Origin of the sequence: Rhodanobacter sp. C03, from assembly GCF_002001175.1 — a bacterium.
In the GTDB taxonomy this organism is placed as follows: domain Bacteria; phylum Pseudomonadota; class Gammaproteobacteria; order Xanthomonadales; family Rhodanobacteraceae; genus Rhodanobacter.
In genome coordinates this window covers 475,872-495,234 of sequence record NZ_MUNT01000006.1, presented here as the reverse complement: position 1 = coordinate 495,234, position 19,363 = coordinate 475,872, and the positions used below count along the sequence as shown (strand labels likewise).

At 64.3% G+C, this 19,363-nt stretch carries 16 protein-coding genes; 12 read left to right on the top strand and 4 right to left on the bottom strand.

Annotated features, from left to right (window positions below):
* Positions 1-27 precede the first annotated feature (27 nt).
* The 3 genes from B0E48_RS10445 to B0E48_RS10435 all read right to left on the bottom strand — a co-directional run bounded on the left by B0E48_RS10445 (position 28) and on the right by B0E48_RS10435 (position 2,516).
* Positions 28-918 carry a carbon-nitrogen hydrolase gene (locus B0E48_RS10445; protein ID WP_077518046.1) on the bottom strand — a complete coding sequence of 297 codons (891 nt, stop codon included), beginning with the start codon at positions 916-918 and terminating at the stop codon, positions 28-30.
* 66 nt (positions 919-984) lie between these two features.
* Positions 985-2,034 carry an agmatine deiminase family protein gene (locus B0E48_RS10440; protein ID WP_077518045.1) on the bottom strand — a complete coding sequence of 350 codons (1,050 nt, stop codon included), beginning with the start codon at positions 2,032-2,034 and terminating at the stop codon, positions 985-987.
* 128 nt (positions 2,035-2,162) lie between these two features.
* Positions 2,163-2,516: a hypothetical protein gene (locus B0E48_RS10435; RefSeq protein WP_077518044.1), complete on the bottom strand. Its 354-nt coding sequence runs from the start codon at positions 2,514-2,516 to the stop codon at positions 2,163-2,165.
* Positions 2,517-2,719: 203 nt separating this feature from the next.
* On the opposite strand from B0E48_RS10435, the gene B0E48_RS10430 reads away from it, so the two are divergent.
* The 5 genes from B0E48_RS10430 (at position 2,720) to asnB (ending at position 9,784) form a co-directional block, all read left to right on the top strand.
* A complete protein-coding gene (locus B0E48_RS10430) occupies positions 2,720-4,642 on the top strand; it encodes an ATP-binding cassette domain-containing protein (RefSeq protein WP_077518043.1) in 1,923 nt (640 codons plus the stop codon).
* Between the two features lie 9 nt (positions 4,643-4,651).
* Entirely contained in the window at positions 4,652-5,575 is a 924-nt protein-coding gene (locus B0E48_RS10425; protein ID WP_254423925.1) for a phosphoglycerate mutase, read from the top strand.
* Positions 5,572-7,329 (top strand): single-stranded-DNA-specific exonuclease RecJ, encoded by a 1,758-nt coding sequence (gene recJ / locus B0E48_RS10420; RefSeq protein WP_077518398.1) that lies wholly within the window; start codon positions 5,572-5,574, stop codon positions 7,327-7,329. Before B0E48_RS10425 ends, recJ begins: the two co-directional genes overlap by 4 nt.
* A 67-nt stretch (positions 7,330-7,396) precedes the next feature.
* Positions 7,397-7,768 (top strand): STAS/SEC14 domain-containing protein, encoded by a 372-nt coding sequence (locus B0E48_RS10415; RefSeq protein ID WP_077518041.1) that lies wholly within the window; start codon positions 7,397-7,399, stop codon positions 7,766-7,768.
* A gap of 333 nt (positions 7,769-8,101) precedes the next feature.
* Entirely contained in the window at positions 8,102-9,784 is a 1,683-nt protein-coding gene (gene asnB / locus B0E48_RS10410) for an asparagine synthase B (RefSeq protein ID WP_077518040.1), read from the top strand.
* Between the two features lie 114 nt (positions 9,785-9,898).
* Here asnB and B0E48_RS10405 read toward each other — a convergent pair whose 3' ends face one another.
* Positions 9,899-10,684 carry a hypothetical protein gene (locus B0E48_RS10405; RefSeq protein WP_254423924.1) on the bottom strand — a complete coding sequence of 262 codons (786 nt, stop codon included), beginning with the start codon at positions 10,682-10,684 and terminating at the stop codon, positions 9,899-9,901.
* Positions 10,685-11,002: 318 nt separating this feature from the next.
* Here B0E48_RS10405 and prfB point away from each other — a divergent pair.
* The 7 genes from prfB (at position 11,003) to zipA (ending at position 19,353) form a co-directional block, all read left to right on the top strand.
* Positions 11,003-12,128 (top strand): peptide chain release factor 2 gene (gene prfB / locus B0E48_RS10400; RefSeq protein ID WP_139350241.1). Its coding sequence is split into 2 segments (ribosomal slippage): positions 11,003-11,077 and positions 11,079-12,128, totalling 1,125 coding nucleotides; the frame shifts between segments, so codons are not numbered across the junction.
* Positions 12,129-12,174: 46 nt separating this feature from the next.
* Complete coding sequence (locus B0E48_RS10395; RefSeq protein WP_077518038.1) at positions 12,175-12,501, top strand: hypothetical protein; 327 nt, start codon at positions 12,175-12,177, stop codon at positions 12,499-12,501.
* Between the two features lie 93 nt (positions 12,502-12,594).
* Positions 12,595-14,112 (top strand): lysine--tRNA ligase, encoded by a 1,518-nt coding sequence (lysS, locus tag B0E48_RS10390; protein WP_077518037.1) that lies wholly within the window; start codon positions 12,595-12,597, stop codon positions 14,110-14,112.
* A 3-nt stretch (positions 14,113-14,115) separates the two neighbouring features.
* Positions 14,116-14,421, top strand: a complete 306-nt coding sequence (locus B0E48_RS10385; RefSeq protein ID WP_077518036.1) for a YciI family protein — start codon at positions 14,116-14,118, stop codon at positions 14,419-14,421.
* Positions 14,418-14,684, top strand: coding sequence for a BolA family protein (locus B0E48_RS10380; RefSeq protein WP_077518035.1), 267 nt, complete (start codon positions 14,418-14,420; stop codon positions 14,682-14,684). Before B0E48_RS10385 ends, B0E48_RS10380 begins: the two co-directional genes overlap by 4 nt.
* A 138-nt stretch (positions 14,685-14,822) precedes the next feature.
* Positions 14,823-18,332 carry a chromosome segregation protein SMC gene (gene smc / locus B0E48_RS10375; RefSeq protein ID WP_077518034.1) on the top strand — a complete coding sequence of 1,170 codons (3,510 nt, stop codon included), beginning with the start codon at positions 14,823-14,825 and terminating at the stop codon, positions 18,330-18,332.
* Between the two features lie 10 nt (positions 18,333-18,342).
* Positions 18,343-19,353 (top strand): cell division protein ZipA, encoded by a 1,011-nt coding sequence (gene zipA / locus B0E48_RS10370; protein WP_077518033.1) that lies wholly within the window; start codon positions 18,343-18,345, stop codon positions 19,351-19,353.
* Positions 19,354-19,363 lie beyond the last annotated feature (10 nt).

Here is a 19,363-nt window from a genome sequence, read left to right as displayed (position 1 = left end):
GCGGTGCGGTGGTGCGCCAGCGTGGCGTCAGTCACGAAAACGCCGGAGCAGGTCGGCATAGGCGTCGATGCGGCGGTCGCGCAGGAACGGCCAGATCCGCCGCACGTGCTCGCTGCGCGCCAGATCGACCTCGGCCAGCAGCAGTTCACGGCCATCAGTACCAGCCTGCGCGAGGAACTCGCCCTGCGGACCGGCGACGAAGCTGGAACCCCAGAACTGGATGCCGGCACCCACACCGGAGGGATCAGCCTCGTAGCCGGTACGGTTGCACGACAGCAAGGGCAGGCCGTTGGCTACTGCGTGACCACGTTGCACGGTGATCCACGCATCGCGCTGGCGATCCTTCTCGGCCTGCACATCGTTCGGGTCCCAGCCGATCGCGGTGGGGTAGAGCAGCAGTTCGGCGCCGGCCAGCGCCATCAGGCGCGCGGCCTCCGGATACCACTGGTCCCAGCACACCAGCACGCCGAGCCGACCGACCGAGGTATCGATCGGTTCGAAACCGAGATCGCCCGGCGTGAAGTAGAACTTCTCGTAGAACGCCGGATCGTCCGGGATGTGCATCTTGCGGTACTTGCCGGCGATCGCGGCCGAGCGATCAAACACCACAGCGGTGTTGTGATACAGCCCGGTGGCGCGCTTCTCGAACAGCGAAGCGACCACCACCAGCTTCAGTTCTTCGGCCAGCTTGCCGATACGCGCGGTGCCGGGGCCGGGGATCGTCTCGGCCTGATCGAAAACCTCGACCGATTCGTGCTGGCAGAAATACGGACCGTTGTGCAGCTCCTGCAACAGCACCAGCTCGACGCCGGCTGCAGCCGCTTCACGCAGGCCGGCCTCGATCGCATCGAGGTTGGCGTCGCGGCTGCCGCGGTCGGTTTCCTGCAGCAGGGCGACCTTGAGGGTCTTGCGGGTCATCGGTTTCGATCCTGACTTGACGGTTCGTACGGGCAACCCGCGGAGTTTAGCGGATGCCGATAAAACTCAGGCCAGACCGGCCGGCAACTGCATGGTGATGCAGTGCAGGCTGCCGTTCTGCCAGATCAGCGGACGGCAGGGCACCTGCACGATCTCGCGGCCCGGATGGGCCGTTCCGATGATGCGTGCGGCCTCGTCATCGGCCGGGTCGCCATAGGCTGGCACCAGCACGGCGCCGTTGACGATCAGGTAGTTCGCGTAGGAAGCTGCAAGCCGGCGGCCTTCGTCGAGGCCGTCTTTATCAAGGATCGGTTTCGCCCACGGCAACGGGTATAGCTCGTATGGGCGGCCGTCGACGGTGCGCAAGGCGGCCAGTTCGGCGCCCATCCGCTGCAGCTCGTCGTGATGCGGGTCGCTGCTGTCGTTGCAGGCCTGGAACACGATGCGCTCGCCCGGCGCGAAGCGCGCCAGGGTGTCGATATGTGCGTCGGTATCGTCGCCTTCGAGGTAGCCGTAATCCAGCCACAGCACGCGCGCGGCGTGCAGGCTGTCACGCAGGATCGCACTCATCTCCTCGCGCGACTGTTCGGGATGACGCTGCACCAGGCAGCGCCAGGTGGTGAGTACGGTGCCTGCACCATCGCTTTCGATGCCACCGCCTTCCAGCGCCCAGTCGATGCGCTTGTGCGCGGCGTGGCCGAATACGCCGGCGTCGACCAGCCCGGCGATCAGCGCGTCGTCCTGCTCGGCGCCGAACTTGCCGCCCCAGCCGGTGAAGCGGAAGTCGGTGAGCTGGAAGCCAGCATCGCCAACTTTCAGGGTGATCGGGCCGGAGTCGCGCAGCCAGGTGTCGTCGTACGGCAGTACGACGAAGCGGATGCGGGCGAGGTCGACCTTGGCACTTAGCAGTTGGGCCTCGACGTGGGCCTGCAGCGCTGCGTCAGCCACCACGATGATCAGCGGCTGGAAGCGCGTTACTGCCGCCGCCAGCGCCACATAGGTGGTTTCCACCGCGGCAAGGCGCTCGGCCCAGTCGGTGTCGGCATGCGGCCAGGCAATAAGTACCGCGGCCTGCGGTTCCCATTCCGCCGGCAGGCGCAAGGAAGGGTCGGTCATGCGGGATGTCTCGTGCAGTCGGGGAGGAGCCAGGAAAGGCACCGGACTGCGAATTGTACGACGAGGTGATCGTCGCACACACAAAAACGCGGCCGGTGTCGCCACCGGCCGCGTCGTCGAAAACGGGATCAGTTGGCGGCGGTCGGGTTGGTGTTGTTGCCGGCCGGCGTGTTGAGCACTGCGTGAATCACATGCTCATGTTCGAAATACACGATGAAATTCGAGTATTCCCAGCGATTGATCTGCGGGTGCTTCTGGGTGTCGCCACCACGCGGCGACAGCTTGCGCTGCGGGGCGCCCCAGGTCCGTTCGACCTGGGCCATGCTCATGCCACGGCTGGGCAGGTTCATGCCCTTTTCTTCCTGCACGCGATGGATCAGCAGGCTGTCGCCACCAGCCGCGATGGCTGTCTGTGGCGTGGCAAAGGCGGCGCCAGCGACCAGCATGGCGACGATCGGCAAACTGTACGTGAACTTGACCATGGCTCCCCTCTCCAGACAAGGCTGTATGCGGCGTCGTTGTAGCAGAACTACTTGGGTGGCGCCATGCCGATGGGTGCCGATTGCGATGGGATAGGCATTCGGCATTGCACGGGCTAACGCAGCTAACACGCCGAGAATAGCGCCTTCACCGCTATCATGGGCGGCTGCGGGCAACCGCATCCCGCCCTGGACACCTGTTTTTCATGATTTCCTTTCGACACTTTGCCCTGCGCCGCGGCACGCGACTGCTGCTTTCCGATATCGACCTGGTCATCCAGAGTGGCTGGCGACTGGGCGTGATCGGCCGCAACGGCTGCGGCAAATCCAGCCTGTTTGCTGCCCTGCAGGGCAAGCTGGAGAGCGATGCCGGCGAGCTGGACATGCCAGGCAAGTTGCGGCTGGCCTCGGTGGCGCAGGAAACCCCGGCGCTGCCGGACGCTGCAATCGACTACGTGCTGGGCGGTGACGAGGAACTGGCCGCCGCGATGCGCGACGAGGCCGATGCCGGCGAGCGCGGCGACATGGAGGCGATGGCGAAAGCACATCACCGTATCGAGGAGCTGAACGGTTACGACGGTCGCGCGCGTGCCGGTCGCCTGCTGCACGGCCTGGGTTTCCCGCCGGAAACGCACGAGCGCGCCGTCAAGGAATTCTCCGGCGGCTGGCGCGGGCGCCTGAACCTGGCTCGCGCGCTGATGTGTCCGTCCGACCTGTTGCTGCTCGACGAACCGACCAACCATCTCGATCTCGACGCCGTGCTGTGGCTGGAAGAGTGGCTGCGCCGCTACCAGGGCACCTTGCTGATCATCTCGCATGACCGCGAGTTCCTTGATGGCGTGATCACCCACACGCTGCACCTCAACGATGGCAAGGCGAAGCTGTACACCGGCAACTACAGCGCATTCGAGCGCCTGCGTGCCGAACAGCTGCGCCAGCAGCAGATCTCGCATGAGCGCGAGCAGGCCGAACGGGCGCATCTGCAGTCCTTCGTCGACCGCTTCAAGGCCAAGGCGAGCAAGGCCAAGCAGGCGCAGTCGCGCATGAAGCGGCTGGAGAAGCTGGCCGGCACCGAGGCCGTGCGCGCCGAGCGGCCCTTCAGTTTCCAGTTTCCGGTGCCGGGACGGTTGCCCGACTCGATGCTGCAGCTGGAAGACATCACGGCCGGCTATCCGAACCGGGACGGCGATGGCGTCAACATCGTCCTGCGCGACGTCGGCTTCAGTCTGGAAGCCGGCGAGCGGATCGGTCTGCTTGGCCCCAACGGCGCCGGCAAATCCACCCTGGTGAAAACCCTGGTCGGCGAGCTCGATCCGTTCAGCGGCGAGCGCAAGGTGCACAAGGATCTGAAGATCGGCTACTTCGCCCAGCACACAGTGGAGAGCCTGCGCGAAGGCGCCAGTCCGCTCGATCACCTGATGGACAAGGCGCCCGGCGTGGCCACCCAGGTCATGCGCGACTTCCTCGGCACCTGGAATTTCGCTGGCGATCGCGCATTCGAATCGGTCGACGGTTTCTCCGGCGGCGAACGCGCGCGCCTGGCACTGGCGCTGATCGCATGGGACAAGCCGAACCTGCTGCTGCTGGATGAGCCGACCAATCATCTCGATCTGGACATGCGCGAGGCCCTGGCCGACGCGCTCGCCGACTTCGACGGTGCCTTGGTGCTGGTCTCGCATGACCGCCATCTGCTCGGCATGGTCTGCGACAGTTTCTGGCGGGTTGCCGACGGCGTGGTGGAAAGCTTCGACGGCGATCTCGACGATTACGCCAAATGGCTGCGCACCCGCGGCACGGCCAACAAGAAGGCCGCGAAGGCTGGTGCTGCAGCCAAACCGGTGGCCATCAAGATCGTGCCGGAGGAAACGCCGGAAGAACGCCGCCGCAACGCAGCCACCCAGCGCGAGAACGAGAAGACCTCGCGCCAGCGGGTGAAGCGGATCGAAACCCGCAACGCCACGATCGACACCGAACTGGCGGCGCTGGAGGTCCTGCTGGCCGATCCGGCTACCTATAACGGCCCGACCCAGGAAATGATGCGGCTGGGACAGCGCCAGACCGAATTGCGCCGCGAGAAGGAAGCGCTGGAAGCGGAGTGGCTGGAACTGTACGAGCAACTGGAAGCGTAGGGGATGGCGGTGAGCGCGAAGCCGGAGCAATCATTGCAACTGTGGCTGCCTGCGCTGGCGCATTTCGAGCCCGCTCACCCACTGCGTGAATGGCTGACGCGTGCCGATCGCCTCAGCGATGGCCGCGCTGGTTATCTTGCTGGCCTCGGCGATTATTTCCAGGGTATCGATGCCAACGTGCCTGCGGCCGCCATCACGCGCGAGTTCCTCGCCGGCGATGCGGCCGGCGCCAGCTGGTTGTCGGCTGATCCGGCCTGGGTGCAGCCCGACATGAATGGCGTGCGGCTGTTGGCCTGCGGTCAGTTGCAGTTAGGCATGGACGAGGCGCAGGCATTCGCTGCGCCGTTGCGACCGGTGTTCGCCGAGGCAGGCATCCAGCTGGAAATTTCCACGCCGGATCGCTGGCATCTGAAACTGGCCGCCAACACCTCGCTACCCAGCTTCGCGGCACCGGAACAGGCCTTGGGCGAAGACCTTTCGCAGCATTTGCCGCAAGGCGTGGAAGGGCGGCGTTGGCGCGTGCTGCTCAACGAGATCCAGGTGCTGCTGCATCAGCATCCATTGAATGCGCAACGGCGTGCCCGCGGTCTGGCACCGGTCAACAGCCTGTGGCTGTGGGGCGGCGGCAGCCTGCCGAATCCGCTTAAAAGCTCTCTGCATGGTGTGATCAGCGACGACCTGCTGCTGTGCGCGCTGGCCAGGCGCGCCAATATGGTGCAACAAGCACGCACGGCGGAAAGCGTGGCTGCCGCCAGTGCTGGCTGGCTGATCGACCTGCAAGATCTGCCGGCGAGCGAGATCGCATTGCACTGGTGGCCGACGCTGCAGTCGTTGCTCGGTCGTCAGTCGTGTGTGCTGCATTTCGCCAGTGCCGAACGCTGGCTGCGCAAGCCGTGGCATCGCTGGCGGATCTGGCGCGGAGCTGGGCGTTGAGCACGTTGCAGCTGCGCCGACGCGAGAGCAAGGGCGTGCCCAGTGGCTGGCCCGACTCGGTGCATCCGGTATTGCAACAGGTTTACGCCGCCCGCGGTGTGCTGACTCCAGCGGAGGTTGAACACCGACTGGCCCGGCTGCTGTCGCCGCAGTTGCTGGGCGGCATGGTGCAGGCCGTCGATCTGCTGGTTGAAGCCGTCCGCGACGACTGGAGCATCCTGATCGCCGGCGACTACGATTGCGATGGCGCCACCGGCACCGCAGTGGCTGTGCGTGGCTTGCGACTGCTCGGCGCGAAGCGGGTGAGCTATGCCATCCCCAATCGTTTCGTCCACGGTTATGGGTTGAGCCCGGCGCTGGTCGCATCGCTGCAGCCGACGCCGCAGCTGATCATCACCGTCGACAACGGCGTGGCCAGTGTGGCCGGCGTGGCGGCCGCCAAGGCGCGCGGTATCCGGGTGATCATCACCGACCATCATCTGCCCGGCGAACAGTTGCCGGCCTGCGATGCGATGGTCAATCCGAACCTGCTTGGCGATCCATTCCCGAGCAAGATGCTGGCCGGCGTGGGCGTGATGTTCTACCTGTTGTTGGCTCTGCGTGCGCGGATGTATCCCAGCGATCTTCCTGATCGCGAGAGTCAAGAAGCGGCCATCCAAGACCGCACTACTCAAAAGAGCGTTCGTCCCGATCTTTCCGGCTTGCTCGACCTGGTCGCACTGGGCACGGTGGCCGATCTGGTGCCGCTGGATTTCAACAACCGCGTGCTGGTCGAGGCCGGGCTGCAACGCATCCGCAGCGGTCGCGCCTGCGCTGGCATCGCGGCGCTGGTTGAGTCCGGCAAGCGCAGCATGGCGGCGCTGTGCTCCAGTGATCTAGGCTTCACCGTCGGGCCGCGTCTGAATGCGGCGGGCCGACTGGAAGACATGCGCCTTGGTGTCGAATGCCTGCTCACTGACGACGTGACACAGGCTCGCCGTTACGCCGAACAGCTCGGCGCGATCAACCTGGAGCGTCGCGACCTGCAGGCGTCGATGGTGGCCGAGGCCGAGCTGATGGTGGTCGGCATGACCGACATCGACGCGATCGGTGTGGCGCTGTATGAGCCGTCCTGGCATGCCGGAATCGTCGGCCTGGTCGCTTCCAAGCTGAAGGATCGCCTGCATCGCCCGGTGATCGCGTTCGCTCCGGCCAGCGAGGACGACACCGACAACCTGCGCGGCTCGGCGCGCTCGATTGCCGGCTTCCATATCCGTGATGCGCTGGCTGCGATCGACGCGCGCCTTCCCGGCCTGATTGAACGCTTCGGCGGCCACGCGATGGCGGCCGGGCTGAGTCTCAAGACCTGCGACTATCCACGCTTTGCGGCGGCGTTCGACGCGATCGCGCGCGAACTGATCGACGCCGAGCGGCTGCAGGCTGTGCTGTATACCGACGGCCAATTGCCGCCGGGTGCCGCTTCATTGGCGCTGGCCCGGCAACTGCGTCATGCCGGTCCGTGGGGACAGGCGTTCCCCGAGCCGCTGTTCGACAACCTGTTCGAATGCGCCAGCTGGAAAGTGATGGGCGAACGGCACCTGCGCCTGCAGTTGCGCGACCCGCGCGACGGCAGCGTGCATGATGCGGTGATGTTCAACGCGTATCATGGCCAGCCGCCACCACCGCAACTACGCGCTGCCTACGAGTTGACCATCAACGACTGGCAGGGCCGCGAAACACCGCGTCTGCTGCTGCGGCACATCGAACCGGCCTGATTCTGCTCGCGCCCTTTTAACGTGGTCCAGATCAAGCTGATGGTCACCCAATCGATGGAGAACGCTGGTGATCGCACAGATCGAGGGACTGCCCGCCGGCACGCTGGGTTTTCGCGCCCACGGCCAGGTCACCGCCGCTGATTACGAGAACATCATCGTGCCGGATGTCGAGGCGGCGTTTGCGCTCAACCGCAAGCTGCGCGTGCTGTATGTCACCGCCGAGGATTTCACCGGTTTCGATCCCGGTGCGATGTGGGACGATGCCAAACTGGGCATGCGCCACTTCAGCGGCTGGGATCGCGTGGCGCTGGTAAGCGATGTGCCGTGGCTGCGCACGACCACGGCGGCGATGAGTTTCATGATTCCGGCCGTGATCCGCCTGTTTCATCTGACCGAACTGGACGAAGCGACGCAATGGATCACCGAGGCATCGGCTTGATGGATCATCCATTCGGCATGCTTGCGCATGGCCGTCCAATCTGTTCTAGTCGACCCATGCATTCGATGATTTCCAGCCTCCACACCGCCACCGCGCCTTTCCCGCGGAGCCTTGTGCTGGCCGCCAACAACAATAATCGCGCGAACAATAACGCCAACTATTGGCGGGTTCTCGCGTAGCTTCAGGTTTCCAGAAACATACGCGAAGAAGGCCCGCCCAGTGCGGGCCTTCTGCTTTTTGTTTCACGCAAATCCGTTCGAGAAAAACAAAGTGCGGCCATTCATGGCCAGACCTTTCAGCCAAAGAAATATCCAATCCAACGGGACAACAACCATGTGTGCGATCTTCGGAATGTTCGACCTGCAGCCGGGCGACGATCTGGCCGCGTTGCGCCGGCAGGCGCTGGAACTGTCGCAGCGCCAGCGCCATCGCGGGCCGGACTGGAGCGGCGTATTTGTCGATGCCGGGGTGATTCTGGTGCACGAGCGGCTGGCCATCGTCGACCCGGCCAGCGGCGCGCAGCCGCTGCGTTCGCGCGACGGTGCACTGGCGCTGGCGGTGAACGGTGAGATCTACAACCACCAGGAGCTTCGTGCAGCCAGCATCTATGACTTCACCACCGGTTCGGACTGCGAGGTGATCAACGCGCTGTATCGCGAATTGGGCGCGGAGGGTTCCCTGGTTGATCTCGTCAACAAGCTCAACGGTATCTTCGCGTTTGCCTTGTGGGATGGTGCAGCTCAGCGCTACGTGATCGCCCGCGATCCGATCGGGGTCTGCCCGTTGTACTGGGGACACGATGCGCAGGGCCGTTTGTGCGTGGCCTCGGAAATGAAGGCGCTGGTTGGCGTATGCATGGACGTGTCCCCGTTTCCGCCCGGCCATGTGTACGACAGCGCCGATGGCGAATTGCGCCGCTACTATCACAAGCCGTGGCGCGACTACGCGCACACGCAGGGTCACGACGTCGCGGCGCCGGCCTTGCGTCAGGCGTTCGAGCAAGCCGTGCATCGTCAGTTGATGACGGACGTCCCTTACGGCGTGCTGCTTTCCGGTGGACTGGATTCATCGCTGGTGGCCGCATGCGCTGCGCAGTTCGCCCGTCACCGCATCGAAGAAGGCGATCGGACCGAAGCGTGGTGGCCGCGCCTGCACTCGTTCGCGATCGGGCTGGATGGTTCGCCGGATCTGGCAGCCGCCCAGATCGCCGCCGACGCGCTGGGCACCGTGCATCACGGCTTCGTCTACACGTTCTGGGAAGGCCTGGATGCGCTGCCGGAGGTGATCAGGCATATCGAGACCTATGACATCACCACGATTCGCGCCGCCACGCCGATGTATCTGCTGGCGCGGCGGATCAAGGCGATGGGCGTGAAGATGGTGCTGTCCGGCGAAGGTTCCGATGAGCTGTTCGGTGGCTACCTGTACTTTCACAAGGCGCCATCGGCCGAGGCTTTCCATGAGGAGACTGTGCGCAAGCTCGATGCGTTGCACAGCTACGACTGCCTGCGTGCGAACAAGGCGATGATGGCCTGGGGCGTGGAGGCCCGCGTGCCGTTCCTCGACCTGGCCTTCATCGACGTGGCGATGGGCTTGGACGCGAAGCACAAGATGGCGGGGCAGGGACGCATCGAGAAGGCCGTGCTGCGCGAGGCGTTCGAGGGTGCACTACCTGACTCGATCCTGTGGCGGCAGAAGGAGCAGTTCAGCGACGGCGTCGGTTACGGCTGGATCGACGGCCTGAAGGCGCACGCCGAGCAGGCGATCAGCGACCGCGAATTCGCCGCGGCCGCGGCACGCTATCCGTTCAACACGCCGGCCACCAAGGAGGCCTATTTCTACCGGCGCATCTTCGAACAGCACTTTCCCAGCGAAGCCTGCGCGGCCACGGTGCCGGGCGGCAAGTCGATCGCCTGTTCGTCACCGGCGGCGCTGGCGTGGGATCCGGCATTTGCGAATGCTGCCGATCCGTCGGGGCGTGCTGTTCAAGGAGTGCACGAACACGCATTGGCATGATTCCTCGAGTTCCGCCGTCGCGCGCTGCGCGGTAGCACCATGCAGAAAGGCCCGACTTTCGCCGGGCCTTTCTTTGATCACCTTGCGGATTGCAAAGTGCGTTTCCTCGCGGGTTTACTGCCTGTCGGCCACTTCCGTAGAGGTAGCTCCAGTGAGCTTGTTGTGGTTTACGGTTTTCATCGTCTTGCCATCGGCCGAAACCGTCATGGTGTCGACACTCATCACTTTGCCGTCGCGCTTGTAGGTTTCCTGCAGGCTGTCCTTGCCCAGTTTTTTCACCGACACGCTGGTTGCCCCCGGTTCGCCTTGCAGCGGCACATAGGCCCCGTCCGTCTTCGCGGTGTAGGAGCGACCGGTCGGATCGCTCATGCTCACGCTGTCGCCGTCGACCTTGTAAGTAAACGTCAGCCCATTGTCGGACAGGTTGTCGTAGTTCTTGAGTTGCCACGAGCCGTTCACAGCGTTCGCTCCGGCCGCGCCCTTGGTCACCCGGGCGAGCACCACCTTGCCGGTCACCGGTGTCGTGCCACTGGAGTCGGTGAACTCATTGGTGGCGGTCTTGTCATCGGCTGCAACCGTCACGGTATAGCTTCCGACGACCTTGCCATCCTTCTTTTCCGTTTCCTGGATGGTGTGATCGTCGATGACCTTGATGGCGACCGTGTCAAAACCAGGATGCCCGCTGACCGCCTGGTCCGTGCCATCCGCCTTGACGGTGAATGGCGGAACGCTGCAGGTGCAGTGGTACATGCCATCCTTCAGCGTGACGACGACCGGCTTCCGGTCCGTATGCACCTTGCTGATATCGGTTTTCCACGTTCCGTCGAACGCACTTTGCGCCATTGCCACGGCGGGCATGAGCAAGGCCGCCACCAACCCAGCGAAAAATAGCTTTTTCACGGTCTATCTCCTTCTGGCTGCGGAGGCCCTAGATACGTGAAAAGAGGGTTTCATATGGGGTCCCCAACGATCGACACTACGCCTGCCACGGGTATTCGGACAAGTGACCGAAACTGCTGCAAAGCCATCGTTTCGTTGGCTTCCATCTCACTCCACAAAGCGTTTGCGGGCTGTTCGTAACGGCCGGACCCGCAGCCCGCTCGTAGTGCGTCTGCCAAGCGGTTGCCTGCAAGCCATCGCATGGGTCACTTCGACATCCACTGCGCCCGCAGGTGCTCTGCTAACATAAGCGGTCATTTTCTCCCTGATTCAACCGACATGATCGAGACCAATCCCATCCTTGCGCAGATTGCCGACCTCCGTGGCCGGGTCGAGTCGCTTCGGGGGTATCTTTGACTACGCTACAAAAAGCGAACGTCTGGAAGAAGTAAGCCGCGAACTGGAGAGCCCGAACGTCTGGGACGATCCGGCGCGCGCGCAGGAGCTGGGCCGTGAGCGCGCCCGTCTGCACACCATCGTCAATGGCATCGACACGCTGACCGCGGGTCTGACTGACGCAGGTGACTTGCTGGAAATGGCCGTCGCCGATGGCGACGAGGACACCGCCAACTCGGTCGTCGCCGATCTTGCCAAGCTCGAAGCACAAGTGGGCAAGCTGGAATTCCAGCGCATGTTCTCCGGCAAGATGGACGCCACCAATGCGTTCGTCGATATCCAGGCTGGCGCCGGCGGCACCGAAGCGCAGGACTGGGCCGAGATGCTGCTGCGCATGTACCTGCGCTGGTGCGAGTCGCGCGGCTGGAAGACCGAGCTGATGGAAGTCAGCGGTGGGGACGTGGCCGGCATCAAGTCCGCCACGTTCCGGGTTGAGGGCGACTACGCCTACGGCTGGCTGAAGACCGAGATCGGTGTGCACCGGCTGGTGCGCAAGAGTCCGTTCGATTCGGACAACCGCCGGCACACCAGCTTCACCTCGGTGTTCGTGTCGCCGGAAGTCGATGACGACATCGATATCGAGATCAACCCGGCCGACCTGCGTACCGATGTGTACCGTTCCTCCGGTGCCGGTGGCCAGCACGTCAACAAGACCGAGTCGGCGGTGCGCATCACGCATATCCCGACCAATACCGTGGTGGCCTGCCAGACCGGTCGCAGCCAGCATCAGAACCGCGATACGGCGATGAAGATGCTGGCCGCGAAGCTGTACGAGCTGGAAGTGCAGAAGCGCAACGTCGAGCGCGATGCGCTGGAGGCGACCAAGTCCGACATCGGCTGGGGCAGCCAGATCCGCAACTACGTGCTTGACCAGAGCCGCATCAAGGATCTGCGCACCGGTATCGAACGCACCGACACGCAGAAGGTGCTGGATGGCGATCTGGACGAGTTCATCGAAGCCAGCCTGAAATCCGGCCTGGAAGCGGGCGCCAAGCGCGTCGATGCGTGAGCACGGATACGCTGAATCGGCTCGATCACCGACGAGGAGTCCCGGCATGAACAACAAGAAGGTCTGCGGAATGCTTGTCGCATTCGCTGTACTTGCGGCGTTCAACGCCACGGCTGGCGCGCAGCAGAGCTCATCTGGCCAGGGCGTCAAGCAGGATGCCAAGGCCGTCGGCCACGGCGTCGGCAACGGCGCTCGCGATGTCGGCCACGCAACCAGGCACGTCGCCGTCAAGGTCGGGCATGGCGCGAAGGAGGCCGGCGTCGGCATCGGGCACGGCGCGAAGAAGGCTGGTATCGCCGTCGGCCATGGCGCGCGCGATGGCTGGAACGCGACCCGACACGCGGTCAAACACGTGTTTCACAAGGACGATTGACGGGCGGTGCCGCTCCGAAGAAAACCTTTCCATGTTGTTTGCAACCCAACCCTAAAGCCGCTCGGCGCGAGCGCCGGCAGTAACGGAATCCCCATGAGTGAATCGACCGACACCCTACCCATCGACGAGAACAAGCTGATCGCCGAGCGTCGCGAGAAACTGACGGCGCTGCGCGGGCAGGGCATCGCGTTCCCGAACGACTTCAAGGTCGACAGCTTCGCCGGCGACCTGCAGACCGAGTTCGCGGACAAGGACATGCAGACGGCCGAGGCAATCGATGCGGCAACACGTCGCGTGAAGATGGCCGGCCGCATCGTGCTCAAGCGCGTGCAGGGCAAGGTCAGCTTCGTGCAGTTGCAGGATTTCAGCGGGCGCATCCAGCTGTTCATCCATCAGGGCACGCTGGGCGAAATCTACGAGGCGTTCAAGAGCTGGGATGTAGGCGACATCGTGGGCGCCGAAGGCGTGCTGATGCGCACCAAGACCGGCGAGTTGTCGGTGCGCGTCGATGGCCTGCGCCTGCTGACCAAGAGCCTGCGTCCGCTGCCGGACAAGTTCCATGGTCTGGCCGATGTGGAGCAGCGTTATCGCCAGCGCTATGTTGACCTGATCGTCACCGAGGAAGCACGCCGCACCTTCATGCAGCGCTCGAAGATCATCGGCTTCATGCGCCAGTGGCTGGAAGCGCCGAGCCGTCGCTTCATGGAAGTGGAAACGCCGATGATGCACATCATCCCCGGCGGCGCCACCGCGCGACCGTTCGTGACCCACCACAATGCGCTGGATATGGACCTGTACCTGCGCGTGGCGCCGGAGCTTTACCTCAAGCGCCTCGTCGTCGGTGGCTTCGACCGCGTCTACGAGATCAACCGCAATTTCCGCAACGAGGGCGTGTCGACCCGGCACAACCCCGAATTCACCATGCTGGAGCTGTACCAGGCTTACGCCACCTACACCGAGATCATGGATCTCACCGAGGGCGTGATCCGCGATACGGCGAAGGCGGTGATCGGCAGCACCCAGCTGCGTTGGGACGGCGCCGATATCGATGTCGGCCCAGCGTTCCGGCGCTGGAGCATGGAAGACGCGGTGCTGGAACTGAATCCGGAGATCCGCCGCGAAGAATTGCGCGACCGCGAGGCGATGGCGGCCCACGCCAAGCGACTCGGCGCGCAGGTCAAGCCGGGTTACGGTTGGGGCAAGCTGCTGCTGGAAATCTTCGAGAAGACGGTGGAGCACACCCTGGTCCAGCCGACCTTCATCACCCAGCATCCTGTCGAGGTGTCGCCGCTGGCGCGCGAGAGCGATACCGACAAGGGCATCACCGATCGTTTCGAGCTGTTCGTCAACGGCAAGGAGATCGCCAATGGCTTCTCCGAGTTGAACGACCCGGAAGACCAGGCCGCGCGTTTCCAGGCCCAGGTCGATGCAAAGGACGCCGGCGACGACGAGGCGATGCACTTCGATGCCGACTACATCCGCGCACTGGAAGTGGGCCTGCCGCCCACCGGCGGCCTCGGCATCGGCATCGATCGGCTGGTGATGCTGCTGACCGACTCGGCGTCGATCCGCGACGTGTTGCTGTTCCCCTATATGCGCCCGGAGGCTTGAACCATGTGGTACGCGATCATCGGCACCGACAACGCGAATTCGCTGGAAGCACGCAAGGCTGCACGGCCGGCCCATCTGGCACGCCTGCAAGCGCTGCAGGACGAAGGCCGCATGCTGCTGGCCGGCCCGTTTCCGGCGATCGACGCGGAAGATCCGGGTCCGGCCGGTTTCACTGGCAGCCTGATCGTGGCCGAGTTCGCTTCGCTGGCCGAAGCGGAAAGCTGGGCTGCGGCGGACCCCTATATCGCCGCCGGCGTGTATCGCGAGACCGCGGTCAAGCCGTTCCGCAAAGTGCTGCCGGCGGCATGACTGCCGGCCAGCCCGTCATTGAGCAGATCCGCGAACGCCTGCAGGCGGCCTTCGCGCCGAGCGAGCTGGACGTGCTGGACGAAGGCCACAAGCACGCTGGCCATGCGGGCGAGGGCAAGGGTCATTTCCATGTACGGATCGTCAGTGCCGCGTTTGCCGGTCAGCTGCCGATCAAGCGCCACCGGATGGTCTATGCGGCGCTCGAGGGGTTGATGAATAACGGCATCCATGCGCTGTCGATCGATGCCATTAAAGATAAATAACAATATTTAACATATAGTTATGGTTAACTATTGAAGTGAAACATTACATGAAACCGCATTGCAGCGCCGCCCCGCGTTTGGCACAGTGCCCTGTCGCCCGAGCAGTGGGCGTTACCTGACTGACCTACTGATGACCGCATGCGCCTGAGCACGATCAAACTCGCCGGTTTCAAGTCCTTCGTGGACCCGACCACCCTGCATCTGCCGAGCAACATGATCGGCGTGGTCGGCCCGAATGGCTGCGGCAAATCCAACATCATCGACGCGATCCGCTGGGTGATGGGCGAGAGCGCGGCCAGCCGCCTGCGCGGCGATTCGCTGACCGACGTGATCTTTTCAGGTTCCAACTCGCGCAAGCCGGTGGGGCAGGCCACGGTCGAGCTGATCTTCGACAATGCCGACGGTTCCATCCAGGGCGAGTACGGCCAGTACGCCGAGATTTCGGTGAAGCGCCAGGTCACCCGTGACGGCCAGTCCGCGTATTACCTCAATGGCGCGCGTTGTCGCCGGCGCGACATCACCGATCTGTTTCTCGGCACCGGCCTGGGCCCGCGCAGCTACTCGATCATCGAGCAGGGCATGATCAGCCAGATCATCGACGCGCATCCGGAAGAACTGCGCATGCATCTGGAGGAGGCCGCCGGCATCTCCAAGTACAAGGAGCGCCGCAAGGAAACCGAGAGCCGCATCAAGGCCACCCGCGAAAACCTCGATCGCGTGCGCGACGTGCGCGACGAGGTCGACAAGCAGCTCGAACACCTCAACCGTCAGGCGCGTGCCGCCGAGCGCTGGAAGGCACTGAAGGATGAGCAGACGCGCAAGGAAGCCGAGCTGCGTGCACTCGAATACCGTGGCCTGAAAAGCCAGCACGACGGCGAAGGCGCGGGTCTGTCCGCCGCCGAGATCGAGATCGAGAAACAACTGGCTGGCCAGCGCGAGATCGAGGCACAGCTGGAAAGCGTGCGCGAGCGCCACACCGATGCCAGCGAACATCTGAATGTCGTGCAGGCCGACGTCTACAAGGTCGGCGCCGAGATCGCCCGCGTCGAGCAGCAGGTGCGGCACAACCGCGAGAATGCCGATCGGCTGCAGCGTGCCCATGGCGACGCCGAGCGCGAGCACGGCGAGCTGGCTGCGCACATCGCCACCGATCGCGAGCAAATCGAAACCCTGCGCATGGCGCTGGCCGAGGGTGAGCCCAAGCTCGAAGCCCTGCAGCAGATGCAGGATGACACCGCCGAGGCGCAACGCAGCACCGAGACGAAACTGGCCGACTGGCAACAACGCTGGGACAGCCACACCCGCAACGCCGGCGAATCCAACCGCGCGGCCGAGGTGGAACGTACCAAGCTCAACTATCTGGATCGTCAGGGCATCGATCTGTCCAGGCGCCGCGAGGCGCTGGAGACCGAACAGAAAGCCACTGACGTGGCCGCACTGGACGCTGCCGGCGAACAGCTGCACGGCGAGCACGATACCCAGCGCGAGCGCGTCGAAACGCTCGGCAGCCTGCTCGACCAGCACAAGTCCAGCCACGAGAAAGTGCAGGACGAAGAACGCCAGGTGCAGTCGGCGCTGAACGAGGCGCGCCAGCAGTTGCAGGCCGCGCGCGGTCGGCAGGCCTCGCTGGAGGCGCTGCAGCATGCCGCGCTCGGTCAGGAAGAAAGCGCCGCCAGTGGCTGGCTGGCCCGGCTCGGGCTGGACAAGTCGCGTCGCCTCGGCGAGTCGCTGCAGGTCGAGGCCGGCTGGGAAACCGCGGTGGAAACGGCTCTGAGCGGCTTCATCGACAGCGTGCTGGTCGAGGGATCGCATGCACTCGCCGCCGAATTCCATGCACTCGAGAACGCCGATGTCGCACTGCTCGATGCCGCCGATGGTGGTGCCAACACCGCCGGCACGCTGGCAGCACATGTGCGTGGGCCTGCCTCGGCGTTGGCGATCCTCGGCCACGTGCTGACCGCCGAATCGATCGATGATGCGCATCAACGCGTGGCTTCGTTGTCCGCGCTGGCGCCGTATCAGTCGGTGATCACGCGCAGCGGCGAGTGGCTGGGCCCGGGCTGGGCGCGCGTGCGCCGGGCGCAGGGCAGTCAGGTCGGCGTGCTGGCGCGTGAGCGCGAGATCCGCCTGCTGGCCGAGCAGATCGCTACGCTGGAAGCCCAGCTGGAGGAGTCAGGTGAACGACTGGATACCTTGCGCGCCAGCAAGTTCGAGGCCGAGCGTGCCCGCGATGATGCGCAGCGTGAGCTGTACAACGCGCACCGTCGCCAATCGGAACTGGCCGGGCAACTGCAGAGTCACCGTGGCAAGCTGGAAACGGCCCGTGCCCGCGCCGAGAAAGTCACTGGTGAATTGGGCGACCTGACCACCCAGATCGATGAGTTGCAGGGTCAGACTCGCGAGGCGCGCGCACGACTGGATGAATCGGTTGGCCTGATGGGCGACCTGGAAGACCAGCGTCGCGAACTGGAAAACGAGCGCCGTGCCTTGCTCGAAGCGCGCGAGGAAGCGCGCATGAATGCGCGCGAAGCCGCCGACCAGTCGCACTCGCTGGCCCTGGCGCTGGAATCCAAACGCTCCTCGCTGGCGTCACTGGAGCAGGCGCTGGGTCGCATGGATGCCCAGTTGCGCCAGATCGAGGCCCGCCGCAACGAGATCACTGAACAACTTGCTGCCGGCTCCGATCCGATCGCGGAACTGGAATCCGAGCGCCAGACCTATCTTGATCAACGCTTGCTGGTCGACAAGCAGCTGGTGGAAGCACGTCGCGCGCTGGAAGACTGCGACATCACCTTCCGCAAACTGGAACAGCAACGCCATCTGGCGGAGCAGGGCCTGTCCACCCTGCGCGAAAGCCTCTCCGAAAAGCGCCTAGCCGCGCAGGCACTCCATCTGCGCGCCGAACAGCTGGCCCAGGCGATCAGCGCCTCTGGCCTCGAACTGGAAACCCTGCTGGCCGAACTGGCCGAAGACATCGACGCCAGCCAGTGGCGTCAGCAGCTCGTCGACCTCGGTCAGAAGATCGTGCGGCTGGAGCCGGTCAACCTCGCCGCGATCCAGGAACACGCCGAGCAAAGCGAGCGCAAGACCTACCTCGACAACCAGCTGGCCGATCTGGTCAGTGCGATGGAAACGCTGGAGGGCGCGATCAAGAAGATCGATCGCGAAACCCGCCAGCGTTTCAAGGAAACCTTCGACAAGGTCAACGCCGGCGTGCAGGAGCTGTTCCCGCGCTTGTTCGGCGGTGGCCATGCCTATCTCGAACTGACCGGCGACGACCTTCTCAACACCGGCGTGTCGATCATGGCGCGACCACCGGGCAAGCGGGTCTCCAATATCACCTTGCTGTCCGGCGGCGAGAAGGCGCTGACTGCCGTGGCCTTGGTGTTCGCGATCTTCGGTCTCAATCCTGCACCGTTCTGTCTGCTGGATGAGGTGGACGCACCGCTGGACGAGGCCAACGTCGGACGCTTCTCCAGCCTGGTGCGCGAGATGAGCGAAAAAGTGCAATTCATCTTCATCAGCCACAACAAGGCCACCATGGAAGCAGCTACCCAGCTGTGCGGCGTGACCATGCGCGAGCCGGGTGTGTCGCGACTGGTGCAGGTGGATCTGGCAGAAGCGGCTAAACTCGCAGGCGCTGCCTGAGGAACCCATGATGACGCTGCAACCCGTGCTCGCTTTCGCCTGGAACCCCGCCGTCGGCTTTCCGCTGTTGATCGTCGGCCTGATCGTGCTGGCACTGATCTGGCTGTTCGGTCAGCCGAAGAAGGAGCAGGGTACGCGCCGTCCTGCTCCAAGCGAGCACGCCGGCGAACGCCGCGAGCCGACGTTGGGCGAATCCAGCCTGGCCGACGACCCTGTCTTCAGCACCCTCGACCTCGATCGGCCGGGGCACGGCAGCCATCACCCGGATATCGCACAACCGCAGCAGGGCGAGCTGGAAGTCGGTCTGCGCGAGGAACTCGAACGACTCGGGGCCACGCTCTCGGGTGAGCGTGCCGGTGCAACCGCGCCGAAGCCGGTTGCGCCGGGACACGCCACACTGGCCGGCCATGCTGCCTCGATCGTGGATGCACTGCGCGCGCCCAGTTCTGCGGAACCGCTGCCTTCGGTAGCTACCGCCACAACGCCGCCCGTTGCTGCACAGGAGGCTCCCGCTGCGTCCGTTGCTGCCAAGGTGCCACCACGCTCGGATCTCGGACGTCGGCCGGCTCAGCTTCCGGTGGAGCGCATCGTCACGCTGTTCGTGGTGGCGCGCGAAGGAGGGCACTTCAATGGCCCGGATCTGGTGGTGGCTGCCGAAAAGGCCGGCCTCGAGTTCGGCGACATGGGTATCTATCACCGCCTGCTTGATGGCAAGCGCGAACTTGGCCCGATCTTCAGCGTGGCCAACATGCTCAAACCGGGCAATTTCGATCTGGGCAAACTGGACACCTTGCGCACACCCGGCGTGAGCTTCTTCATGACCCTGCCGGGTCCGTTGCCGGCGCTTGATGCATGGGATGCGATGCTGCCCACCGCGCAGCGTCTGGCCGAACTGCTGGACGGCCACGTCCTCGATGAGGAACGCAACGCGCTCGGCCGCCAACGTATCGCGCATATCCGTGACCAGCTGCGCGGCTGGGACCGTGACCACGAAGGCAAGGAAATCATCTTCGGTCGTTGATGCCCCACGC